This window comes from Citricoccus zhacaiensis (assembly GCF_014645315.1).
GTDB lineage: Bacteria > Actinomycetota > Actinomycetes > Actinomycetales > Micrococcaceae > Citricoccus > Citricoccus zhacaiensis.
In genome coordinates, this window is record NZ_BMLQ01000001.1 from 95212 (window position 1) to 113815 (window position 18604).

At 70.8% G+C, this 18604-nt stretch carries 12 protein-coding genes; 1 reads left to right on the forward strand and 11 read right to left on the reverse strand.

From position 1 onward, the window contains the following. Positions 1 to 37: 37 nt before the first annotated feature. The 11 genes from IEX49_RS16975 to IEX49_RS00475 all read right to left on the reverse strand — a co-directional run bounded on the left by IEX49_RS16975 (position 38) and on the right by IEX49_RS00475 (position 16546). Positions 38 to 2143: a hypothetical protein gene (locus IEX49_RS16975; RefSeq protein WP_188803152.1), complete on the reverse strand. Its 2106-nt coding sequence runs from the start codon at positions 2141 to 2143 to the stop codon at positions 38 to 40. Next, on the reverse strand, positions 2140 to 3723 hold the full coding sequence (locus IEX49_RS00430; protein ID WP_188803154.1) for a glycosyltransferase family 4 protein: 1584 nt from the start codon (positions 3721 to 3723) through the stop codon (positions 2140 to 2142). Before IEX49_RS00430 ends, IEX49_RS16975 begins: the two co-directional genes overlap by 4 nt. Then, the gene (locus IEX49_RS00435; protein ID WP_188803156.1) at positions 3720 to 4721 is read right to left on the reverse strand and encodes a Gfo/Idh/MocA family protein; all 1002 of its coding nucleotides are present in this window, start codon (positions 4719 to 4721) and stop codon (positions 3720 to 3722) included. The genes IEX49_RS00430 and IEX49_RS00435 overlap by 4 nt, the downstream gene beginning before the upstream one ends. Beyond that, a complete protein-coding gene (locus tag IEX49_RS00440) occupies positions 4718 to 5833 on the reverse strand; it encodes a DegT/DnrJ/EryC1/StrS family aminotransferase (protein WP_188803158.1) in 1116 nt (371 codons plus the stop codon). Before IEX49_RS00440 ends, IEX49_RS00435 begins: the two co-directional genes overlap by 4 nt. Then, on the reverse strand, positions 5830 to 6483 hold the full coding sequence (locus IEX49_RS00445; protein WP_229672056.1) for an acyltransferase: 654 nt from the start codon (positions 6481 to 6483) through the stop codon (positions 5830 to 5832). The genes IEX49_RS00440 and IEX49_RS00445 overlap by 4 nt, the downstream gene beginning before the upstream one ends. Next, positions 6476 to 7789 (reverse strand): nucleotide sugar dehydrogenase, encoded by a 1314-nt coding sequence (locus IEX49_RS00450; RefSeq protein WP_188803161.1) that lies wholly within the window; start codon positions 7787 to 7789, stop codon positions 6476 to 6478. The genes IEX49_RS00445 and IEX49_RS00450 overlap by 8 nt, the downstream gene beginning before the upstream one ends. 170 nt (positions 7790 to 7959) lie before the next feature. Further along, positions 7960 to 10293, reverse strand: a complete 2334-nt coding sequence (locus IEX49_RS00455; RefSeq protein WP_188803163.1) for a glycosyltransferase family 4 protein — start codon at positions 10291 to 10293, stop codon at positions 7960 to 7962. Beyond that, positions 10290 to 11156 carry a hypothetical protein gene (locus IEX49_RS00460; protein ID WP_188803165.1) on the reverse strand — a complete coding sequence of 289 codons (867 nt, stop codon included), beginning with the start codon at positions 11154 to 11156 and terminating at the stop codon, positions 10290 to 10292. Before IEX49_RS00460 ends, IEX49_RS00455 begins: the two co-directional genes overlap by 4 nt. Before the next feature lie 91 nt (positions 11157 to 11247). Further along, on the reverse strand, positions 11248 to 13029 hold the full coding sequence (locus tag IEX49_RS00465; RefSeq protein ID WP_188803168.1) for a glycosyltransferase family 4 protein: 1782 nt from the start codon (positions 13027 to 13029) through the stop codon (positions 11248 to 11250). Continuing rightward, positions 13026 to 15677: a glycosyltransferase family protein gene (locus IEX49_RS00470; RefSeq protein WP_188803170.1), complete on the reverse strand. Its 2652-nt coding sequence runs from the start codon at positions 15675 to 15677 to the stop codon at positions 13026 to 13028. Before IEX49_RS00470 ends, IEX49_RS00465 begins: the two co-directional genes overlap by 4 nt. Continuing rightward, positions 15674 to 16546 carry a hypothetical protein gene (locus IEX49_RS00475; RefSeq protein ID WP_188803172.1) on the reverse strand — a complete coding sequence of 291 codons (873 nt, stop codon included), beginning with the start codon at positions 16544 to 16546 and terminating at the stop codon, positions 15674 to 15676. The genes IEX49_RS00470 and IEX49_RS00475 overlap by 4 nt, the downstream gene beginning before the upstream one ends. A gap of 883 nt (positions 16547 to 17429) precedes the next feature. Here IEX49_RS00475 and IEX49_RS00480 point away from each other — a divergent pair. Next, on the forward strand, positions 17430 to 18569 hold the full coding sequence (locus tag IEX49_RS00480) for a polysaccharide pyruvyl transferase family protein (RefSeq protein ID WP_188803175.1): 1140 nt from the start codon (positions 17430 to 17432) through the stop codon (positions 18567 to 18569). Positions 18570 to 18604: the final 35 nt, after the last annotated feature.

Sequence of the window (18604 nt, forward strand, 5' to 3'; positions counted from 1 at the left end):
TTCAGGTCCGACGGCCTGATCCGTCCGGGCTCGCCGGTCAGGACTGACCGGCGAGGCCCTCGCGCACCGTTCGGACACGACCGTCCCAGGTCTCGGAAGTCCGGGTATGGTCGAGCCCCGGGGCTCCGGCCGCCACCAGGTGCTCGATTCCGGCGCGGATCGACTCCGTGGTCCGTTCGCAGTCGATGCCGACACGGTGCTCCCGCACGAACTCAGCGATCCCCATATCCTGATAGCACAGGACCGGGAATCCCCGCTCGATCATGCTCACGGTCTTGTACGGGAAGCTGAACCGTGCGTAGTCGCTGTCGAGCAGCACGATCCCGAGGCACACCGCCGTTCGTGGCCGGTACAGGTCCAGGGGGACGGTGAGGATTCGAACCCGTTCCTGGTCCAGCAGTCCGTGGCGGTCCAGGCAGGCCCGCAGATAGTCGGCCTCCTCGTCCCGGACCACGAAGTCGAGGAAGTAACCTGTGCTGCCGTCGCTCACGGCCGCCAGGTAGTCGTCCATGCCGTAGACGCTGTTCATGCCGCCGGCATAGAGCAGGGTCGCCCCCTCGGCCACGGGGTGGAGCCCCCCGGCGTCCACCACATTGGCCTCAGCAACCGCGGGCGGCAGGGGAACCCAGGTGCGCGCCGTCTCGCCGTGGGCGGTCAGCAACCGATTGAACCCGTCCCCCGAGGCCTCGCTGGGCGCCAGCAGCATCTCTGCGCGGTCACCGATCTGGCGCAGTTCCTGCAGCCCCCGGGCCGTCAGTTCGCTACGCATCGCCTCGTCGTCGAGGTACCCGTCCACCTCATCGAGCCAGTGCAGGTCCCGAACGAACCACGCGCACCGACCGCCCGCCGCACGGATCTCGTCCATGAAGAGCTCAAGATCATCCACGGCGTCCTTGGACGCAATGGGCGAGGTCGAGTTCTCGCCATAGAACACCCCGATCGGGCGGCCTTCGGCGATGAGACGACGCACGGCCTCAGCCCGGCGGCGGAATCCGCCGCCGCTGGAGTAGAGGCGGATGGCCGCCTCGGGGCGGTCGAAGGCCTCAGCCATGTTGCGGATCCGCTGGGGCCGGGCCCCGTTGGTGCGGTCCTGCAACGGGGCGACGGAGTAGAAGACGTCCAACGGGCCCGTGCCCTGCAGCGCCGCCAGCTCCTCGAAGTCTCGGGAGACGGTGCGCTCCATGATCTGGTCCAGGGCCGGGAGCAGGTCCTCGTCATGAGTGACGGTCCGTGAGGACGCCGGGCGCTCGATGGCAGCACTCGGGGCACCGGCCCCCACCATCCGCTGCAGCTCGGCCGAGATCCGCAACCCGCGGGCCACCTGCGGCAGACCCAGGTCCCGGGCCAGGTTGCCGTTGCCGATGGTCTCTTCCACGATCACCCGGTCCCACTGGCCGTGGAGACAGCCGAGCACCGCAGCGTAGTGGCGGGAGGTCCCCACCATGACCACGTGGGAGTATCCCCCCAACCGGGTCTTCAGCGTGGGCCCCAGGAGACGGCCCCGGGAGAGATCGCGCCCACGGTAGAGGGATTCCACCTCCACGGCGACCGTCTCGGCACCGTCCAGGGCCGCTGAGAGGTTCTCCCGGTACGTCTCCACCCGTCCGGCGTCCATGACATGCGGATGGATCAGGGCGACTCGCGTCCCGGAGTCGGCCGACAGCACGGGTTGACCGTCCCCAAGCAGCAGCGGGGCCAGGAGATGCGCCACCGTGGAGCCCTTGGCTCCCGCCTTGTCCATCTCCCACTCGTCGTCCACGAGCACCCGGTCGGTCGCGGTGTTGAGCGCCGCGAAGTCATCAGCCAGAGCCGTACGGGCGGCCGAGAAGTCCAGACTCCCGCGCATCAGCCACGGGACGAAGGGAATGACCACGTTCTCGGCCGCGAAGGCCGCCGCTTCCAGCCCGAGGGCGATGACCCGGTCCACGCCCTTCGCCTCGATGAATCGCGTCATGTAGGACGTCGCCAGGGCGCTCCGGCGCAGACGATATCCCTTCATCCACAGCGGCACCCGGTCACCGCCACGGAACCACTGGCCATTGACGTCGAAGACGTGGATCTCGTGCCCCGCGTTCCGCAGGGACGAGAACACCCGGGCCTCGGCGGGCCCCGGGCTTCGGGTCAGCAGCAATACGGTGCTCATCGGCGGCGGTTTCCCTTCGTCGGTTCAGTCAGGCCCATCAGCTCCACTTCACGGCGAACGGTCGCGTCGGCTCCGCACTGCCGTTGGGCACGCTCGGAGGCGGCGCGGGACATGCGCGTGAAGAGCGCGGGGTGGGACAGGACTCGGTTCAGCCCTCGCACGAGTGCGTCCACCTCTTCGTCGCCACCCAGGATGGCGCAGTCCTCGTCCACGAACTCGGGGATGGCGGTCACGGCATTCGTCACCGGGACCAGCCCGGAGGACATCGCCTCGTCCCGCGAGACGCCCTGCGAATCCAGTCGCGACGGCACCAGGAAGATGCCGTGGTCCTTGTGGAGCGCGGCCACGTCCTCCTGCGTGACGAACCGGCGCTGGATGGTCACGTTGGCGTGGTGACCGAGGGCGTCCTCGAACTCGTGGAAGTACTTCCCGTCGCCGATGATCGTCGCCTCGACCCGTGACCAGTGGGGCCCCTTGGCCAGTCGTTGCAGGACCTTGATCGCGATGTCGTTTCCGTACTTCCGGCTGCCGGCGTTGCGCACCCACAGCAGCTTGAAACGCTGATCCGGATCTTTCGGGACGTAGTCGAACAGTTCCGTGTCGATGAAGTTGTGAACGATCCTGGACCGGGTGGCCGGGAAGACCAGCCCCATGTCGTCCGTGACAGCACGCCGCCACCACTCGGACACGAAGATGAACGATGCCGGCCCGTGGGGATGGCGGACCACGTCCCTCCAGAAACGTTGCAGGGCCAGGGTACGGTCGATCCCCCGTTCCAGCTCAGTTCCTTTGCCGAAGTTGAACACACGGCGGATCCACCGGTCGCACTCGTAGCCGTGCAGGAACACATGGAGGTCAAGGTCAGGAAGGAACGGCACCAGATGGCGCCACATCAGGGCATTCAGGAAGTGCACGCTGACGCTCCTGTACTCCTGCCGTGATAGCACGGCCGCGATCTCCGGTCCGTGCCCGACCAGCACCCGCACGCCGTCAAAGGTGTAGATACGGCGTTCCTGGGACGGGGCGGTCAGCACCACGTCCACGTCGATGCCGGAGTCGATGTAGTGCAGGAGGCGTCGGTGGACGAAGCCGTTCCCGTACTCCCGGCCGATGTCCGGGTAGTCGTTGGCGATCACCAGGTGCCTCGGGGCACCCGGGCGCAGGACCTGCCCAGACAGGTACTCCTCCGCCAGTTCCTCGGGTGCAGGCCCCTGGGGTTCCTCGGAGTCGTCCCCGATGCCCAGAGCGCCGGAATACTGGACCTCGTCCTCCCTCAGGGAGTCCAGCTCGTCCAGCGCGGCCGTCAGTCGCTGCCGCAGCACCGAGTTCTCGAGAGCCAGCATCGGCAGGATCTCATGCTCGCTGTACGTGGTGCCAACGAACTCGGGCGGAACGGACAGCAACTGGCCGACATTCTCCTCGCCCCCGCGCGCCTGGCCGGGCAGGACGGCCCGTCGTACTCGGGCAGACACCTCGTCCGGCAACAAGTCCAGCGATCTCCGTGCCGAGGACTTCAGCGAGGGGGGAAGGGAGGACCCGACCCGCCGAATCTGTTGCTGGGCGGCGCGCTTGAAGTTCATGAGCCCTCCGAGGCCGTCAGATTCCCGTTCTGCGGATCCGGCCCTGCGGCGAGCATCTTCTCGGCCACACGGAGGATCTCCAGCCCCTCCTCCAGGGAGACGTGCCGGTTGTCCTCGCCGAGAATCGCGTCACGGAACGCCTCGTGTTCGGTCCGCAGCGGCTCCTTCTTGGGGAAGGCGTACCTGATGACGTCCCCCTCGGTGACTCCCCGGAAGTTCGCCACGGGCTGCCATTCCGTGGGGACGCTGCCGTTCTCGTAGAACGTGAGGTCGGCCGTGAGGGTGCTGGCGACCAGGACGCCCTTCTCACCGGTGACCACGGTGGTGCGCTCCTTCACCGGGGACAGCCAGTTCACGATGTGGTTGGTGATGACACCGTTGTCCAGTTGGCCGATGGCCACCACCATGTCCTCGTGCTCCCGGCCGGCATTCCGGGCGGTGTGCGCGGAGACGGAGGCGAAGCGGGAACGGGCCAGCCAGGCCGTCAGATCGATGTCATGCGTCGCCAGGTCCTTGACCACGCCCACGTCCGCGATCCGGGCGGGGAACGGCCCCTGGCGCCGGGTGGAGATCTGCAGGATGCGGCCCAGCTGGCCGTCGTCGATCCTCCGGCGCAGTTCCTGCAGGGCCGGGTTGAAGCGTTCGATGTGGCCCACGGCCCCGACCAGCCCGCGCGACGAGAAGGCTTCCACGAGTCGTTCGCCGGCGGCCAGCGAGGCGGCGATCGGCTTCTCGACCATGATGTGGATGCCGGCCTCGGCCACCGCCAGTCCGACCTCCTCGTGCAGGCCGGTGGGGACGGCACACACGATGGCGTCCACGCCGCAGTCGATCAGTTGGTCCACGGAGGAGTACACCGGCAACCCGTCGGCCACGCCGTGCGTGTCCCCGATGGCGTCGGCCAGTGCCACCAGCTCGGTGCCCTCGATCTCGCGCATGACCCGGGCGTGGTGACGACCCATCATGCCCAGTCCGATCAGTCCGGTGCGGATGGTCATGCGTGCGCCTCCCCGACGACGGTGTTCACGGCCTCGACGATGCGCTCCAGGTCCTCCCGCGTCAGTGAGGGATGGACCGGGAGGGAGAAGACGGTCGCGGCGGCGATCGCGGTGTGGGGCAGGTCTGCCGGCTGCTGGAACGACGGCAGCTCGTTGGTGGGAATCGGGTAGTAGATCCCGGTGCCGACGCCGAACTCGTTCTTGAGCCGGTCGAGGATCGCACCCCTGGCGCCGGCCAGGTCCTCGGCCAGCCGCACGGTGTACTGGTGGTAGACGTGCACCGCGCCCTCGCGGACCACCGGGGTGGTCACCCCGCGCAGTCCGGCGTCAAGGAACGCCGCGTTCTCCTGGCGCTGGCGCGTCCACGCGCCGACCTTCGTCAACTGGACCCGGCCGATCGCGGCGTGGAGGTCCGTCATGCGGTTGTTGAAGCCCACGACCTCGTTCTCGTACTGGCGTTCCATACCCTGATTGCGCAGCAGGCGGACACCCCGGCCCATGGCCTCGCTGTCCACGGACACCATGCCGCCCTCGCCGCTGGTCATGTTCTTGGTGGGGTACAGGCTGAACATGCCGAAGGTCCCGAAGGTCCCCACCGGACGTCCGTTCCAAGCCGCCCCGTGGGCCTGTGCCGCGTCCTCGAAGACCATGAGTCCGTGGGCGTCGGCGATTCGTCCCAATTCGTCCATGGGAGCCGGGTGGCCATAGAGGTGCACCGGCATGATGGCCTTCGTGCGATCCGTGACCAACGCCTCGACGCTGGCCGGCTCCAGGCAGTAGGTGTCCAGGTCGATGTCCGCGAACACCGGGGTCGCCCCGGTCAGGCGCACGGCGTTGCCGGTAGCGGCAAAGGTGAAGGCCGGGACGATCACCTCGTCGCCGGGGCCGATGCCGGCGGCCAGCAGGCCGAGGTGGAGTCCCGAGGTACCGGAGTTCACCGCGACGCAGGGGCGTCCGGCCACCAGGACGTCGGCGAACTCGGCCTCGAAGGCGGCCACCTCCGGTCCCTGGGCCACCATGCCGCTCTGGAGGACGCGGTCGACGGCGGCGCGTTCCTCATCGCCGATGATCGGCTTGGCCGGGGGGATGAATGCGGGTGTTGCCTGGGTCATGCTCTCGGTTCCTCTCCGTCCAGGACGACGAGCGCGTCGCCGTCCTCGCGATACTTCTCGCCCGTGTCCGGGCACACCAGGACGGAGGGTTCCGTCGCCGACGGCTCCAGCTTCCGACCGGTCTTGCCGACCCATCCGAGGCGGCGGGCCGGAACCCCGGCCACCAGGGCGTGGTCAGGCACGTCACGCGTCACCACCGAGCCGGCGGCCACGAGTGCCCAGGCCCCGATCGTCAACGGCGCCACGCACACGGCCCGGGCCCCGATGGCCGCACCACGGCCGATGGACACCCCGACGGCATCCCAGTCGGAGGCGGATTTCTGGGTGCCGTCCGGGTTGATGGCCCGCGGGTAGGTGTCGTTCGTCAGGACCACGGCCGGACCGATGAACACCCCGTCGTCGAGGTGAGCCGGTTCATAGACGAGGGCGTGGTTCTGGATCTTGCAGTTCTCGCCCACCGTCACGCCGGTGCCGATGTATGCGCCCCGGCCGACCACGCAGTTCGGGCCCAGCAGCGCCTTCTCGCGGACCTGTGCCAGGTGCCAGATCTTCGTGCCGGCCCCGATGACCGCGTCTGCGGAGACATCTGCGCCCGGGGCGACGCTGTACGGCAACTCTTCAGGGGTGGTGCGGTCGGTCATCTCAGGCATCGGTCCCGGTCTCGGTGGGCAGACCGATGACGCGGCGGGCCACCGAGGTCCAGTTGGCCGGATCGGTCATGTTGCGGCCGTCCACCAGGGTGGCGATCCCCGGGAGCTGGTCCGCGGAAAGCTCCCTGTACTCCGCGTGGTCGGTCTGGATGATCGCCGCGTCCACTCGATCGCCCCACTGGTACGGGGAGAATCCGAGGCGAGTGAGCTCCTCGTCCGTGTACAGCGGATCGTGGACGCTGACCTGCGCTCCGGCCTCCTCCAGCGAACGGACGGTGGCGAAGACGCCGGAGAAGGCCGTCTCCTTGACGCCGCCGCGGTAGGCCGCACCGAGCACGAGGACCTTCTGGCCGCTCAGCGATCCATGGGCGCCGGCCAGCATGCCGACGGCGTAGGCGGGCATTCCGGCGTTGACGGCGCGGGCGGTACGGACGATGTCCGCCGCCGGATCGTTCCAGAGGTACAGCCGCGGGTACACGGGGATGCAGTGTCCGCCCACGGCGATCCCGGGACGGTGGATGTGGCTGTACGGCTGCGAGTTGGAGGCCTCGATGACACGGTAGATGTCGATGCCGTTGTCCCCGGCGTAGCGGGCGAACTCGTTGGCCAGGCCGATGTTGACGTCGCGGTACGTGGTCTCGGCCAGCTTGGCCATCTCAGCGGCTTCAGCACTGCCCAGGTCCCACACGCCGTTCGGGCGGTCCAGGTCCTCGCGGACGTCGAAGTCGAGCACCGACTCGTAGAAGTCCCGGGCGCGCTCGGCGCCCTGGGCGTCCAGGCCGCCGATGAGCTTGGGGTACTTGCGCAGGTCAGCGAAGACGCGCCCGGTCAGGACGCGCTCCGGGGAGAAGACCACGTGGAAGTCCTCGCCCGAGGTCAGGCCGGATCCCTCTTCGAGCATCGGCTGCCACCGGGTCCGCGTGGTGCCCACCGGCAGGGTCGTCTCGTAGGAGACCAGGGTGCCGGGGGTCAGGTTGGCCGCCAGATCGCGCGTGGCGGCATCCATCCAGCCGAAGTCCGGCCGAGCCTCCTCGTCCACGAACAGCGGGACCACCAGGACCACGGCGTCCGCGCCGGGGATGGCGTCTGCATAGTCGGTGGTGGCGCGCAGCGTGCCGTTGGCCACCGCCTCCGAGAGCTTCTCCTGCAGCTGGTCCTCGCCGGGGAAGGGCTCCTGGCCCGCATTGACCAGCTCAACGACCTTCTCGTTGACGTCGACGCCGACGACCTGGTGACCCTTGCTGGCGAACTGGACAGCCAGCGGCAGCCCGATCTTTCCCAACGCCACGACAGCGATCTTGAGCACGGTTCATCCATCCTTCGGTTTGACGGCGGGTTGACATCGACGTCCACGGTCGCAGAGTGCGCCGGTGGTTCGGCCAGACGTCAGCCTAACACCGGGCAACCCGCCGACCGGGGAGCTTTCCCGCGCCATCCGGGCCCGGCGGAACCGTGATCCGTGCCACGTCGACAGGCTCACAGTCCGGAGAGGAGCACCTGTTGCCAGGCTGCAGTGACGGTTCTCTCATCGAACCCGGCCACCCGCTCGCGTGCCGTCCGCTGCCGAGCCGCCCGGGCGTCGTCGTCCGCGTCCGTCTCCAGGATCAGCCGCGCAGCGGCGGCCGTGTCCTGCACCACGAACTCGTCGCCGAAGATGTCACGGGCGCCGGGCCGGTCCCACAGCACCGGCAGCGCCCCGGAGGCCATGCCCTCGGCCGGTGCCAGGTGGAAGCTCTCCACGGTGCTCGGCGAGAGCACCCAGCCGATCTTGCGCAGCCATCCGGCCATGTCCGCTCCGAAGGGCTCGAACGCCACGGCGTGGCGTACCGGATCCGCGCCGAGCCGGGCAAAGAGGTCCATGTAGGCCTCGCGCTGGACCGGCTTGCGCCATTCGTGCGGGTACTCCCACGGCATCCGCCCGCGCAGGTGCAGGGTGTACCGGGGGTCGGTGCGATGGAGCTCACGCAGCAGGTCCACGGCGCGGTCCAGGCGTTTGCGCAGGGGCACGATGCCGACCAGTCCGAGGCGGTGCTGGCGCCCCGGCAGACCCGGACGGTCCAGGTCCGCCAGGCTCACGGCATTGGGGATGACCGAGACACGTTCAGCAGCAAGGCCCAGGTGCTCGACCACCAGGTCCCGGTAGTGCTCCGAGACCGTGACGAACCGGTCCACGGCGTCCGAGGCCAGCTCGGAGAGCCACCGTCCGCGCAGCTCGAACATGTGGAGCCGGACCACCAGTCGCTGTCCCGCTTTCTTGTGCCGCGCGTACCAGACGGCGTTGGGCCCGGCCCATTCGCACATCACGACGTCGGCCCAGTCCACGAGGTCCCGTGAGGCCGCCTCGTCGTGGTGGTGCAGGGAGGACCAGTGGTCCAGCCGCAGGTCGACGTCCGGATGGTCGGTGAGCAGATCCACCAGCTCGCCCGCGAACTTCAGGTCATGGCCGGCGACGACGACGCGCACCGGCCGGGAGCGCCGCGACTGCGCCGGTCCGGGCAGCCCGATCCGGGCCAGCCACGTCTTCAGGGTCTCGGCACGCGCGGTCATCCGAAAGGGCTCGGCCACGGCCAGGACCCGGGCGGACAACTGCGGCAGCTGGTCCCGGACCGCGGCGATGGTCCGGGCGATCTGTCGCGGGCCGTCCGCCGCACCGTCCACGAAGAGGGGGTAGTCGACTCCGAGCAGCTCCTCGTGGGCCGCCGTGCGATTCACCAGGGGTGGGACGCCGAGTGCGCAACTCTCCAACACCTTGGTGGACAGTTCCAGGCTCAGGTCCAGTTCCTCGTCACGCCACCCGAGGGTGATGTCAGCCCCGGCGGCGGCGTCCAGCGCCGCGGTGCGGTCCAACGCCCCCAGCCAGGCCACGTCCGGGCGGGGCGCGTCCATGACGGCACGCATGTGCTCCGCCCAGTCGGGGTGCTCCGGATCATGCTGGACCTTGTCCCCCACCATGGTCAGCTCAGCGGCCACTCCACCGGCCCGCAGGCCCTCCACGATCTCCGGCATCTGATCCGTGCGCCAGCGGCGGGCGAACTTGCCCGTGTAGACCAGGCGCACGGGCTCGCCTGTCCCCGGCGCCGCGGGCGGGGCCGTTGAGGCGACGGGGCCAGCTGACGCAGCGGGGGTCACTGCAGCAACGCGGGTGGTCGAGGGGCCGATGGCGTCCGGCACCATCGGCGAGAGCACCACGGTCTGTCCGGCCGCGGCCGGGACCATGGCCTCCAGCACGGCGCGGGCCTGCTCGGTCTGGGCCAGCATGAGGCGACTGGCCGCGGCAATCTCGCCGAGCTGCTGCCATCGCTCGGCGCCGGCGCCGGCGCCGGCATCGGCATCGGCATCGGCATCGGACGCATCCTGCGGGTATCCGAACTCCGTCACGTAGGACCAGAGTCGTCCGGCGAAGGCCCCCCGACGGGCGATCTGGCGGCAGATGCGGATGCCCCGGACCATGACGACGTCATAGGGATCCTGACCGTCCAGCTTCTGGAGGGCATCGGCGGCCGGCACCGGCTCCAGGGCACGGCGTCCCTGCGGCGGATGAGCCGGCCACACGGTGACCCCTGGCATGTTGCGGAGCTCTCCGGACAACAGGGTGCGGTCCTCAACGGCCTTGAGCTGGACGTCGACCTGGGCACCGGCCAGGGACCAGGTCCGGGCCATGGAGGTCAGCCAGACGGCGGAACCGTCGATGATGTTCAGGTCCACGTCTCCGTAGAGCAGCACGCGGACCCGCCGCTGTGGAGGCAGGGTGCCGGACGGGTTCGCCGGCTCGCTGCCGGCCTCGGTTCCGGCGGTCTCGGTGCCGTTCATCGGCGGGCCTCCTGGGATCCGTTGGTCAGTGCATCCGATGCCGTCCGGGGTGCGGGCTGGGCTACGGGCTGAGGGGCTGCGGGCTCGTGACCGGACGGCGGCTGGAGGGGGTCCAGGTCCCGCAGCAGGTCCACCACCCCCGTGGGAGCGTCGCCCGGGTCCTCCGTGATGTGGTGCTGCGGGGGTACCGCACCGGGGCGGATGGTCAGGACGCCCCCGTCCCGGCGCAGGGCCACGGCTCCGAGCCGGAACCGGTCCGGGCCACGGTCCACGAGCCACACGCTCACGCCTTGAGAGCGTGCGTGAGACAGGGCGTCCTGCAGCTCCAGGTACAGCGCCACCCCCTCGGCATCCAGTGCACCGGCCCAGGTCCCGGCCACCCCGGCCAGGTCGATCACGGCCACCTCGCTCAGATCGATGGTCGCGCGGGCCGTCCCCGGCAGCAGCGGGTGGACCTCATGGCCCGCCGACTCCAGCCCTGCCACGAGGTCGGCAGCGGCGAGGACGGCGATGCGGCGCCCGCCGCCTGCCGGACGCGGTGCCCGTCCGCCCAGCAGCGCACGGTTCAGCCGGTGGGCGGACTCCGGGTCCCGCCCGGTGACGGCGGCAGCCCTGCCGGTGGCCACGGTGGCCAGGGAGGCGGCAGGGCCCCGGCCGGGAGCCAGTCCGAGCGGGTCACCGGCGGGCGCGGCGCCCCGGGGTGCACGGGCGGGGGTGCTGCGGCCCACGGCCCGGCGGACGCGCCGGGACAGCGAGTCCGGGAGGTACTCGTCCACCGTGCGGAGGGTGCCCTTCAGCGCCCGGCGAAGGGGAGTCTTCACCCGGGCCGGGAGGGCTCGACGTGCTCTGCTGTATACGCTCATGTCCTGCTTTCCTACACCGTGTGCGGTCGGCCGGGCGCACGCAGGGGCCCGCGGGCACCGGCCCTGCGGCGCACGCTGGCCAGGGTCCAGCCTACGCCGGAGCGACTCCGAGTCCGCGGTACATCGTCAGGTAGCGCTCGGCGTTGCCGCTCCAGGTTCGCGTCTGAAGCGCCCAGCGTCGTCCGGCCTGTCCGAGGTGCCGAGCGTGCCCGGGATCCTCGAGCAGGCCCTGGAGGGCGGCGGTCAGCGAATCGAGGTCCTCGGGCCGGAACAGCACTCCGGTCACGCCGTCCTGGACGAGCTCAGCCAGCGCGGGCAGGTCCGAGGCCACCACCGGGCGGCCCACGGCCGAGGCCTCCACGGATTTCATGGGCGTGACCGTACGGGTGACGGACAGGTCCTTGCGGGGCACGATGAACACGTCCAGAGCGGCGTGGTTCATCAGCGCCTCGGCGCGCGGAACCCGCCCGGGGAAGTCACACCGGTCCTCGATGCCCAGCTCCCGGGCGAGCACCCTCAGTCCGGGCAGGGCCACCCCGTCTCCGGCGATACGCAGCCGGAGGCCGGGGTGCCGGGGCGCGAGGGCCGCCGTCGCCCGCACCAGCAGGTCCAGTCCCTCGTAGTCGACGATGCTGGAGACCGTGCCGATGATGGTGTGCCCGATCTCCAGGCCGAGAGCGGCCCGTGCCTCGTCCCGGGTGGGCGGCTCCTGCAGGAACTGGTCCCCCACGGCGTTCGGGCAGATGATCATCCGCTCCGGGTCGACTCCGGCTGCCACCAGCGCCGAACGCATGCCCTCACCGAGGGTGACCACCCGGTCAGCGCTGCGGGCCACCTCCGCCTCCCGTGCCACGAACTCGCGGTAGCGCTGGGAGGAGCGGGCGTCCTCCCCCCGGGTGGCGGCCCAGGTGTCCGCCAGCTGGCCCCGGACCTCATAGACCCACGGGATTCCGGTCGCTTCGGCGACCGCCCTGGTCACCAGTCCGTTCGTGAAGTGCGTGGTGGTGTGGAGGAGGGAGGGACGGTGGCGGCGCACGTGGTCCTCCAGGAGCTCCGCATGCTGGTCCAGTCGGTCCTGCAGTCCCTGATCCATCCGGAACGGCAGCAGCCGGGCATAGTCCACCGTCTCCACGGTGTCCAGGTCGGCGGCCCAGGGGACGCCCACCTGGACGGGGTAGCCGGGGCGGGTCACGGCCGAGACCTCAAGACCGGCCTGCTGCAGCGAACGGAGGATCGAATGACTGCGTTGTGCGTAGCCACTGGAGGTGTGCGGCAGGGAGTTGGTCAGGATGTGGAGCACCCGGCCGGGGACCGGGTCGATCGGCCCGCGTCCAGAGGGCCGGGGCCCGTGGCCGGTGAACCCGGACAGTTCCCCGGCGGCCCGCTTCGCCAACGACCGGTTGCGCGGATGCTGGGCGGCCAGGGCGGCCGCACCATCCAGGTCTCCGCGGTAGGCGGCCACCCGCGAGGCGGCAGCGAACCACGGGGCCCGGCGGTCCGCGGGATCCACCTCCTCCAGCAGTGCCTCTGCCCTGGCCTCGTCCGCCAAGCCGAGGGCGGCGTCCGCCCGGTAGGGAACGGCGCGGACCGACGTTCCGCGGCGGGGCCGCTCCAGCGCCCGCCAGGCCGCGGACCGGTCTCCACGCATCTCGTGGCCGATGGCCTCCAGGACGTCCGCGCCCAGGCGCCCCGAGGCGATGAATCCCGAGGCCAGCGGCCGGGACACGGCCGCTGGCAGGCGGCGGGAGACCTGCAGGGCCAGCAGGACGGGATCGTCGACGATGTGTTCACGCACCGTCTGGGCGGTCAGGGCCAGGTTCCGCAGCCACGGGGTCTTCCCGGCGCGGGGGCCAGGGGTCTCTGAGCGGGTCACGGGTGTCGCCTTTCCGGGGGTCCGGGATGGTGCTGAAGTCGAGGTGGTCCGGCTGGGGCCACCGGCAGTGGTAACAGATGGATGGCCAAGCCCAGAGTCCCGGTCGCGGACGCCCGCCGCGTCCCACGACGGACCCGCATCCGCAGGCGCACCCGGGTCACCCGATGCAGCCGATGGGCCGGGTCGCCGAGCAGTTCCACGGACACCGGCTCCCGCGCGGGTTCCGGCGCCCCCGTGGCGATGAGGTCCACGGCCTGCGTGGATCCCGCTGGGAACCGCGTCTCGGCCAGTACCCGGTCGCCCTGCAGGACGCGCATCCCGCGGACCAGGTCGGCCCCGGTGAAGGAGAGTCTCAGGGCCAGGTACTCGCCGGCGGCCCACGCGAAGGCGGCCGGACCCAGGGGGTAACGGTGGTCCAGGAGCACCATCCGGTCCTCATCGGCGGCCAGGGGGGACGGCAGGTCTGCTGGATCCCCCGGGCTCCCCGGATTCCCTGGGCCTCCCGGATCTGCTGAGCCATCGATCCGACCGGCCGCCCGGTGGTCATCGGCCCGGCGGAACCAGTCGTCGAGTTGCCGGCGTGCGTCCAGCAGTCGGCCGCGTTCTTCCGCCTCGGACACCCTTGACGCCTCAGACGTCCCGGACAGACGATCCAGCTTCAAGGCCGCTTCCTCCGAGGAGTCGACCTTCATCAGCCAGGCACCCCACAGGTCGTCGAACCGGTTGGCCGGGTGCCGGGACGTCAGGACCACAGGCCCGGCGCACACCGCATACGGGGTCACGGGAGCATGCGAGCGCTGCCGGCCTGATCCGGTCGGCTGGAGGTAGACCACCGTGCCGGACAGCGCCGCGGCGAGTTCATCCGGGCCGGCATCCTCGAGGTCACTGGCAGCCAGGTCACGCGTGGCCACGTCACGGGTGGCCAGGTCTCGCGCTGGACCTGAAGACCTTTGGGCAAGGGAGTCGGCCACCGGATCGGCAGAGGCCCCCGCTCCGGTCCCGGCGTCGGAGTCCTCGGAGCGGATCACCGTAAGTCCGGTCCAGGCGGCGCTGACGTCATGGGGCTGAGCAGTTCTTCGTTGCACCGCCGCCAGGAAAGCGGATTCCACCACCGCCGGCGTGTGCAGGGCATTCGTCGCCGGCCCGAGCAGGTTCACCCGGTCCACCGGGGCTGGCCCGATGCGGACCACGAGGTCGTAGCGCGCGGCGTCCGCGGGGCTGAAGGTCTCCCCCGAGAGCAGGCACACGGTGGACAGCCCCGCGTCCCGGGCGGCGTCCGCCTCCCGCGCCGTGAGCCGGAGGCCGTCGGCGAGCACCAGGTAGCGGGCCGGTCCTCCTTCGAGGGAGCCCAGCAGCGATCGGAGCCCGTCCTCGTCGTCGTCGGGAATCCACACCGCCGCCAACCGGCCCCAACCCTCCAGCTCCCGCCGAATCACGTCCGTGGCATCGAAGCGCCGTGGCGAGTATCGGTACGCCAAGACCACATCACCGGCGCTCTCCGCCGCGAGCGGGGCGTCCCGCGTGTCCGCGGCGTCTCTGATCTCCGGGGTGACTGCGGAAACTGGGGTGACTGCGGTGACGGGGGCATCCGGGACGGTGCGGCCGTCGAACTGGAGGAACCAGACCGTCCGCTCGGCCGCATCCAGCGAGCGCCAGCTGTCATCCTGCAGCAGCGCCTCGAGGGCCTGGACTCGGGCCGTGGCGCTGAACGAGCGGTCGAAGCGGTCGAGGGTCCGGGCCGCCAATGCGGGCAAGCCGCCGGAGTCCAGCATGTCCGTGATCCGCCGATCGGCCTCCTCGATGCCCCCGCAGACCTCCATCTCCGGGAACGCCGGGCTGCGGGGCGCCCCCGGCACGACGCTGACCACGGGCAGCCCCATGGCGGCGTACTGAACCACCCGGCTGGGCAGATCGAAATGACCGAGATCCTCGAGGCCGGGGAACCAGGTGGGCTGCCCGCGGTAGGCGCTGAAGAACTGCGGGATGTTGAGTGCGACCCGGGCCCGGCCACCTGCCTCGGCCACCTCGGCATCGGAATCCAGGAACCCGCCGCCCATCCCGGCGGGGTCTGCCTCCATCCGGCCGTACACCCTCACGGAGTGGCCCATGGCAGCGAGCTGTTCGTACCGTGCCCGCCGCACCGGACCGACCATGTTCCCGAGGAACATCACGGTGGACTCGGGCTCGTGCTGCCCGTACACGGCGGGGAACGCGGTGTGGTCCGTCCAGAACGGGAAGTTCACTCCGGTCGGCCGCCCGAACCGCTGTTCGTAGAACCGCAGGACGGACTCGTTTCCGCAGTGCAGGATGAGGTCGTAGAGGTCGATGACCGGGCCGTAGGAGTCCTTGAAGAGCACCGGGTCGTCGGACAGCCAGGCGGCCACCACGGCGCCCGTCCCGCGCAGGGCCTGCAGGACGGGGTAAGGAGCCGAGGCCGGGCGGAACACCAGCACCAGATCCGGCCGGAAGCCCGTGATCACGTCCAGGTGGGAGGCGATGGAGGGCAGCAGCTCGTCCGTGTCCCGGAACAGGTACCCGGAGCCGAAGCGTCCGGTGTTGTAGACCTCGTGGCCGCGGGACCGCAGCGCGCGCTCCAGGGACGAGGCGACGTGCGTCTCCTGGATGCCGTCATACAGCACCACCCTCATGGCCGGTCCTCCGCAGACCGAGCGGTGGCAACTTCAGTGGCGGGATCAGTGCTGAGTTCGCTGTCGGGTTCGATCCCCCGGTCGAAGCGCACGGTGTCCGAGGTCTCGACCACCGGCAGGAGGGCGCCCCCAGTGGCCCGGGCCACGGCGGCCGCGCCCAGGGAGAGTCGTTGAGGCACGCGGCTGAAGCCGAGCACCGGGACGTCGGTCCGGAGCCACCGGGCGAAGCCGGACCACGCGTCTTGGTCTCGGTCCGGCTGACCGAACGCGAAGCGGTCGAGGTCAATGAGGAGGGCACCCACGGCGTGGGCCGGCGTCGTGGGGAGGCCGGTGTACGCTCCGGGCCCGTTGCCGAGCCCTTCTCCGTCGACGCCGCCGACCACGGGGTCCACCACCTCGAAGGCAGCCCCGGTCCGGTCCGCGGCCAGGATGGCGGTCGCATCGTGTCCGTCCAGCACCAGGCACATCACGCCCTCGCGCCGGCGGTCTCCGAGCACCTGCCAGGCCCGGAGTGCGGCACGGTCGCGGAGCATCGTCACGTCCGCGGCCAGGGTCCGGATGTCGTCCCGCATCCCGTCGAGAGAGGTCGCCGGGTCCTGCCCGGACACGCCCTGACCGGGGCTGCCCTGCCGGGCGCGGTCGGCGGCCAACTGTTGACGGCGGGAACGCTCCAGATTGCCGGCCAGCGTCCTCAGGTCCCGTTGGGTGGCGCGGAGGCCCGCCACCAGGTACGCGGCCACGCCCAGCACTCCGGCGGCCAGCAGGGCCGGCGCCCACCGGTCGAGGCCCAGGGCGAACAGCGGCACGCAGGCTGTGATCAGGACCAGACCCGACACCGCCGCAGCACCCAGGAGACGGCTCATCCTCATGGAGCGGGCAGACCTTCCGTTCTGGGTTCCGGTGCGCCCCTCCGCAAGGATTCGACGGGCGTCCGGCCGAGTGTTCCGGTCCGGACCCGGGCCGGTCAGGGCAGGGCTTCACGGCGACTATACCGTTTCCGGCCCGCCAGCCCCGTGCTCCCGGGGGTGTGCCGCCCACCCTGCTAGGTTGAACGGTGGCCGGCCCCGGGCCCCGTTGGCGGCGAGCAGGAGAAGCGAGGACACCAGGTGAGTCACGAGTCGATCCCGAGCCACTCGAACCAGGGGGCCTCCCGCCATCGTGTGGTGCTGGTCCGCCGAGGTTCTAAACACCAGGCCCGGGACACCGGCGTCCTCCGGGCCCTCCACCTGCTGGGTCATACCGTCTTCGACCTCGATCTCCGTCGGCATCCGGACTGCCTGGTCCCGGAGCCCGGAACCGCCGGCCAGCGCTTCGATCACGGTCCCGTGGAGGCGGTCTTCCGGCGCCATGCACCGGACATCGTCCTTTTCGCCGACGGCGGCCCGGTCCCCTCGGAGTCGACGTCCGCCTTCTTCGCGCAGCACGGAATCATGGCCGTCGTCCTGGGCGACGACGCCCCGGGCGATGCCGCCGATCGCGGACTCGAGGCACTCGAGTCACTCTTCCGCGGCCTCCGGTCGGACGGGCTCGTGCCGGCTGGGGAGGCACCCCTGCCGCGCACCGTGATGTTCTCGGGCTACTACGGTGCGGGAAACCGCGGGGACGAGCTGCTCCTGGAGACCTTGGTGTCCCATCTGCAGGACACGCTGCCCGGTTTCCACCCCGTCGTCGCCGGTTCGAAGCCCGCGATCGTGGAGCGCGAGCACGGGGTCCAGTCTCTGGCCCGCGCCGACCTCGAGGCCGGTGAGGAGTATGCCGAACGGGCCTCGTCCCTGGTCCTGGGTCCGGGGGGGCCACTGGCACGACTACTCCATCAAGCTGGCGGGCGGGGCGGCCGGAATCTTCCGTGGCGCCCACGTCTCCCCCGCCCACATGGCCCAGTTGCCCCTGCTCGTCAGCGCCTACGGTGGCGCGGTCCACGTGCGCGGCATGGGGGTCGGCCCGCTGACGGACTCCGCGGCACGCGCCGCCGTCAATCTGACGGGCCGCCTGGCCCGCACCATCACGGTCCGTGACCAAGAATCCGCAGGACTCCTGGAGCCGATGTCCGAGGCCTGGCCGGCCGCCGTCGAGGTCTCCCCGGACGTCGTCTACGGGCTGCCCCTGCCCGCCCCAGGCACCGGGACGGTGCCGGAAGGACTGCCGGACCGGTACCTCGCCGTGAATCTCCGGCCCTGGTCCGACCACCCGGACCGGCGCCGGGACCTGCACACGATCCTGCTCGACACCGCGCGGGACCACGGTCTCGCGATCGTGGGCGTCCCGATGCAGGCCACTGACGAGGCCGCCCTGCGGGATCTGGTGGCCACGGCCGAGGCGTCGGGCTCCGGCGTCGCTGTCACGGTCGTACCCGCGGGGATCGACCTGCCGGGGTTCCTCGAGGTCCTGCGCGGTGCCGAGGCGCTGGTCGCCATGCGGCTGCACGCCAATCTGCTGATGCACCGCTTGCGCCGCCCCGCCGTGGGTCTCGTCTACGACCCCAAGGTCGGCTCCCACTTCGCCGAGCTCGGCCGGTCCGGATATGCGCTGGAACTCACGGCCGCGGGAGCCGGCCTGCGGGACGCGCTCGACCGCGTGTTGCGGGAGGGTGAGCTGCCCCCGGCGACCGGCTCGCTCGTGGACGGGTTGGAGGAGCGAGCCCGCGGGGAACTGGACCGGCTCACCGAGACGCTGGCGTCCGATCCACTGCGGATTCCGGATCCGGCCTGGGTCCGGTACCCGGCACCCGCCGCGAAGAAGCCCCCGCCGAAGGCACCGGCCGCCGCGAAGGCCCCGGCGACGTCAGAGACCACGGCAACGTCAGAGACCACGGCTCCGTCCCGACCACGCCAGCCGGCGTGGCGGCGGGCGGTCCGCCGCATCTACCGCGGAGTGAGGCGCCAGCTGCGCTGACGCGCCCCTGGGGTCGGTCCGGACCGGACCACCTC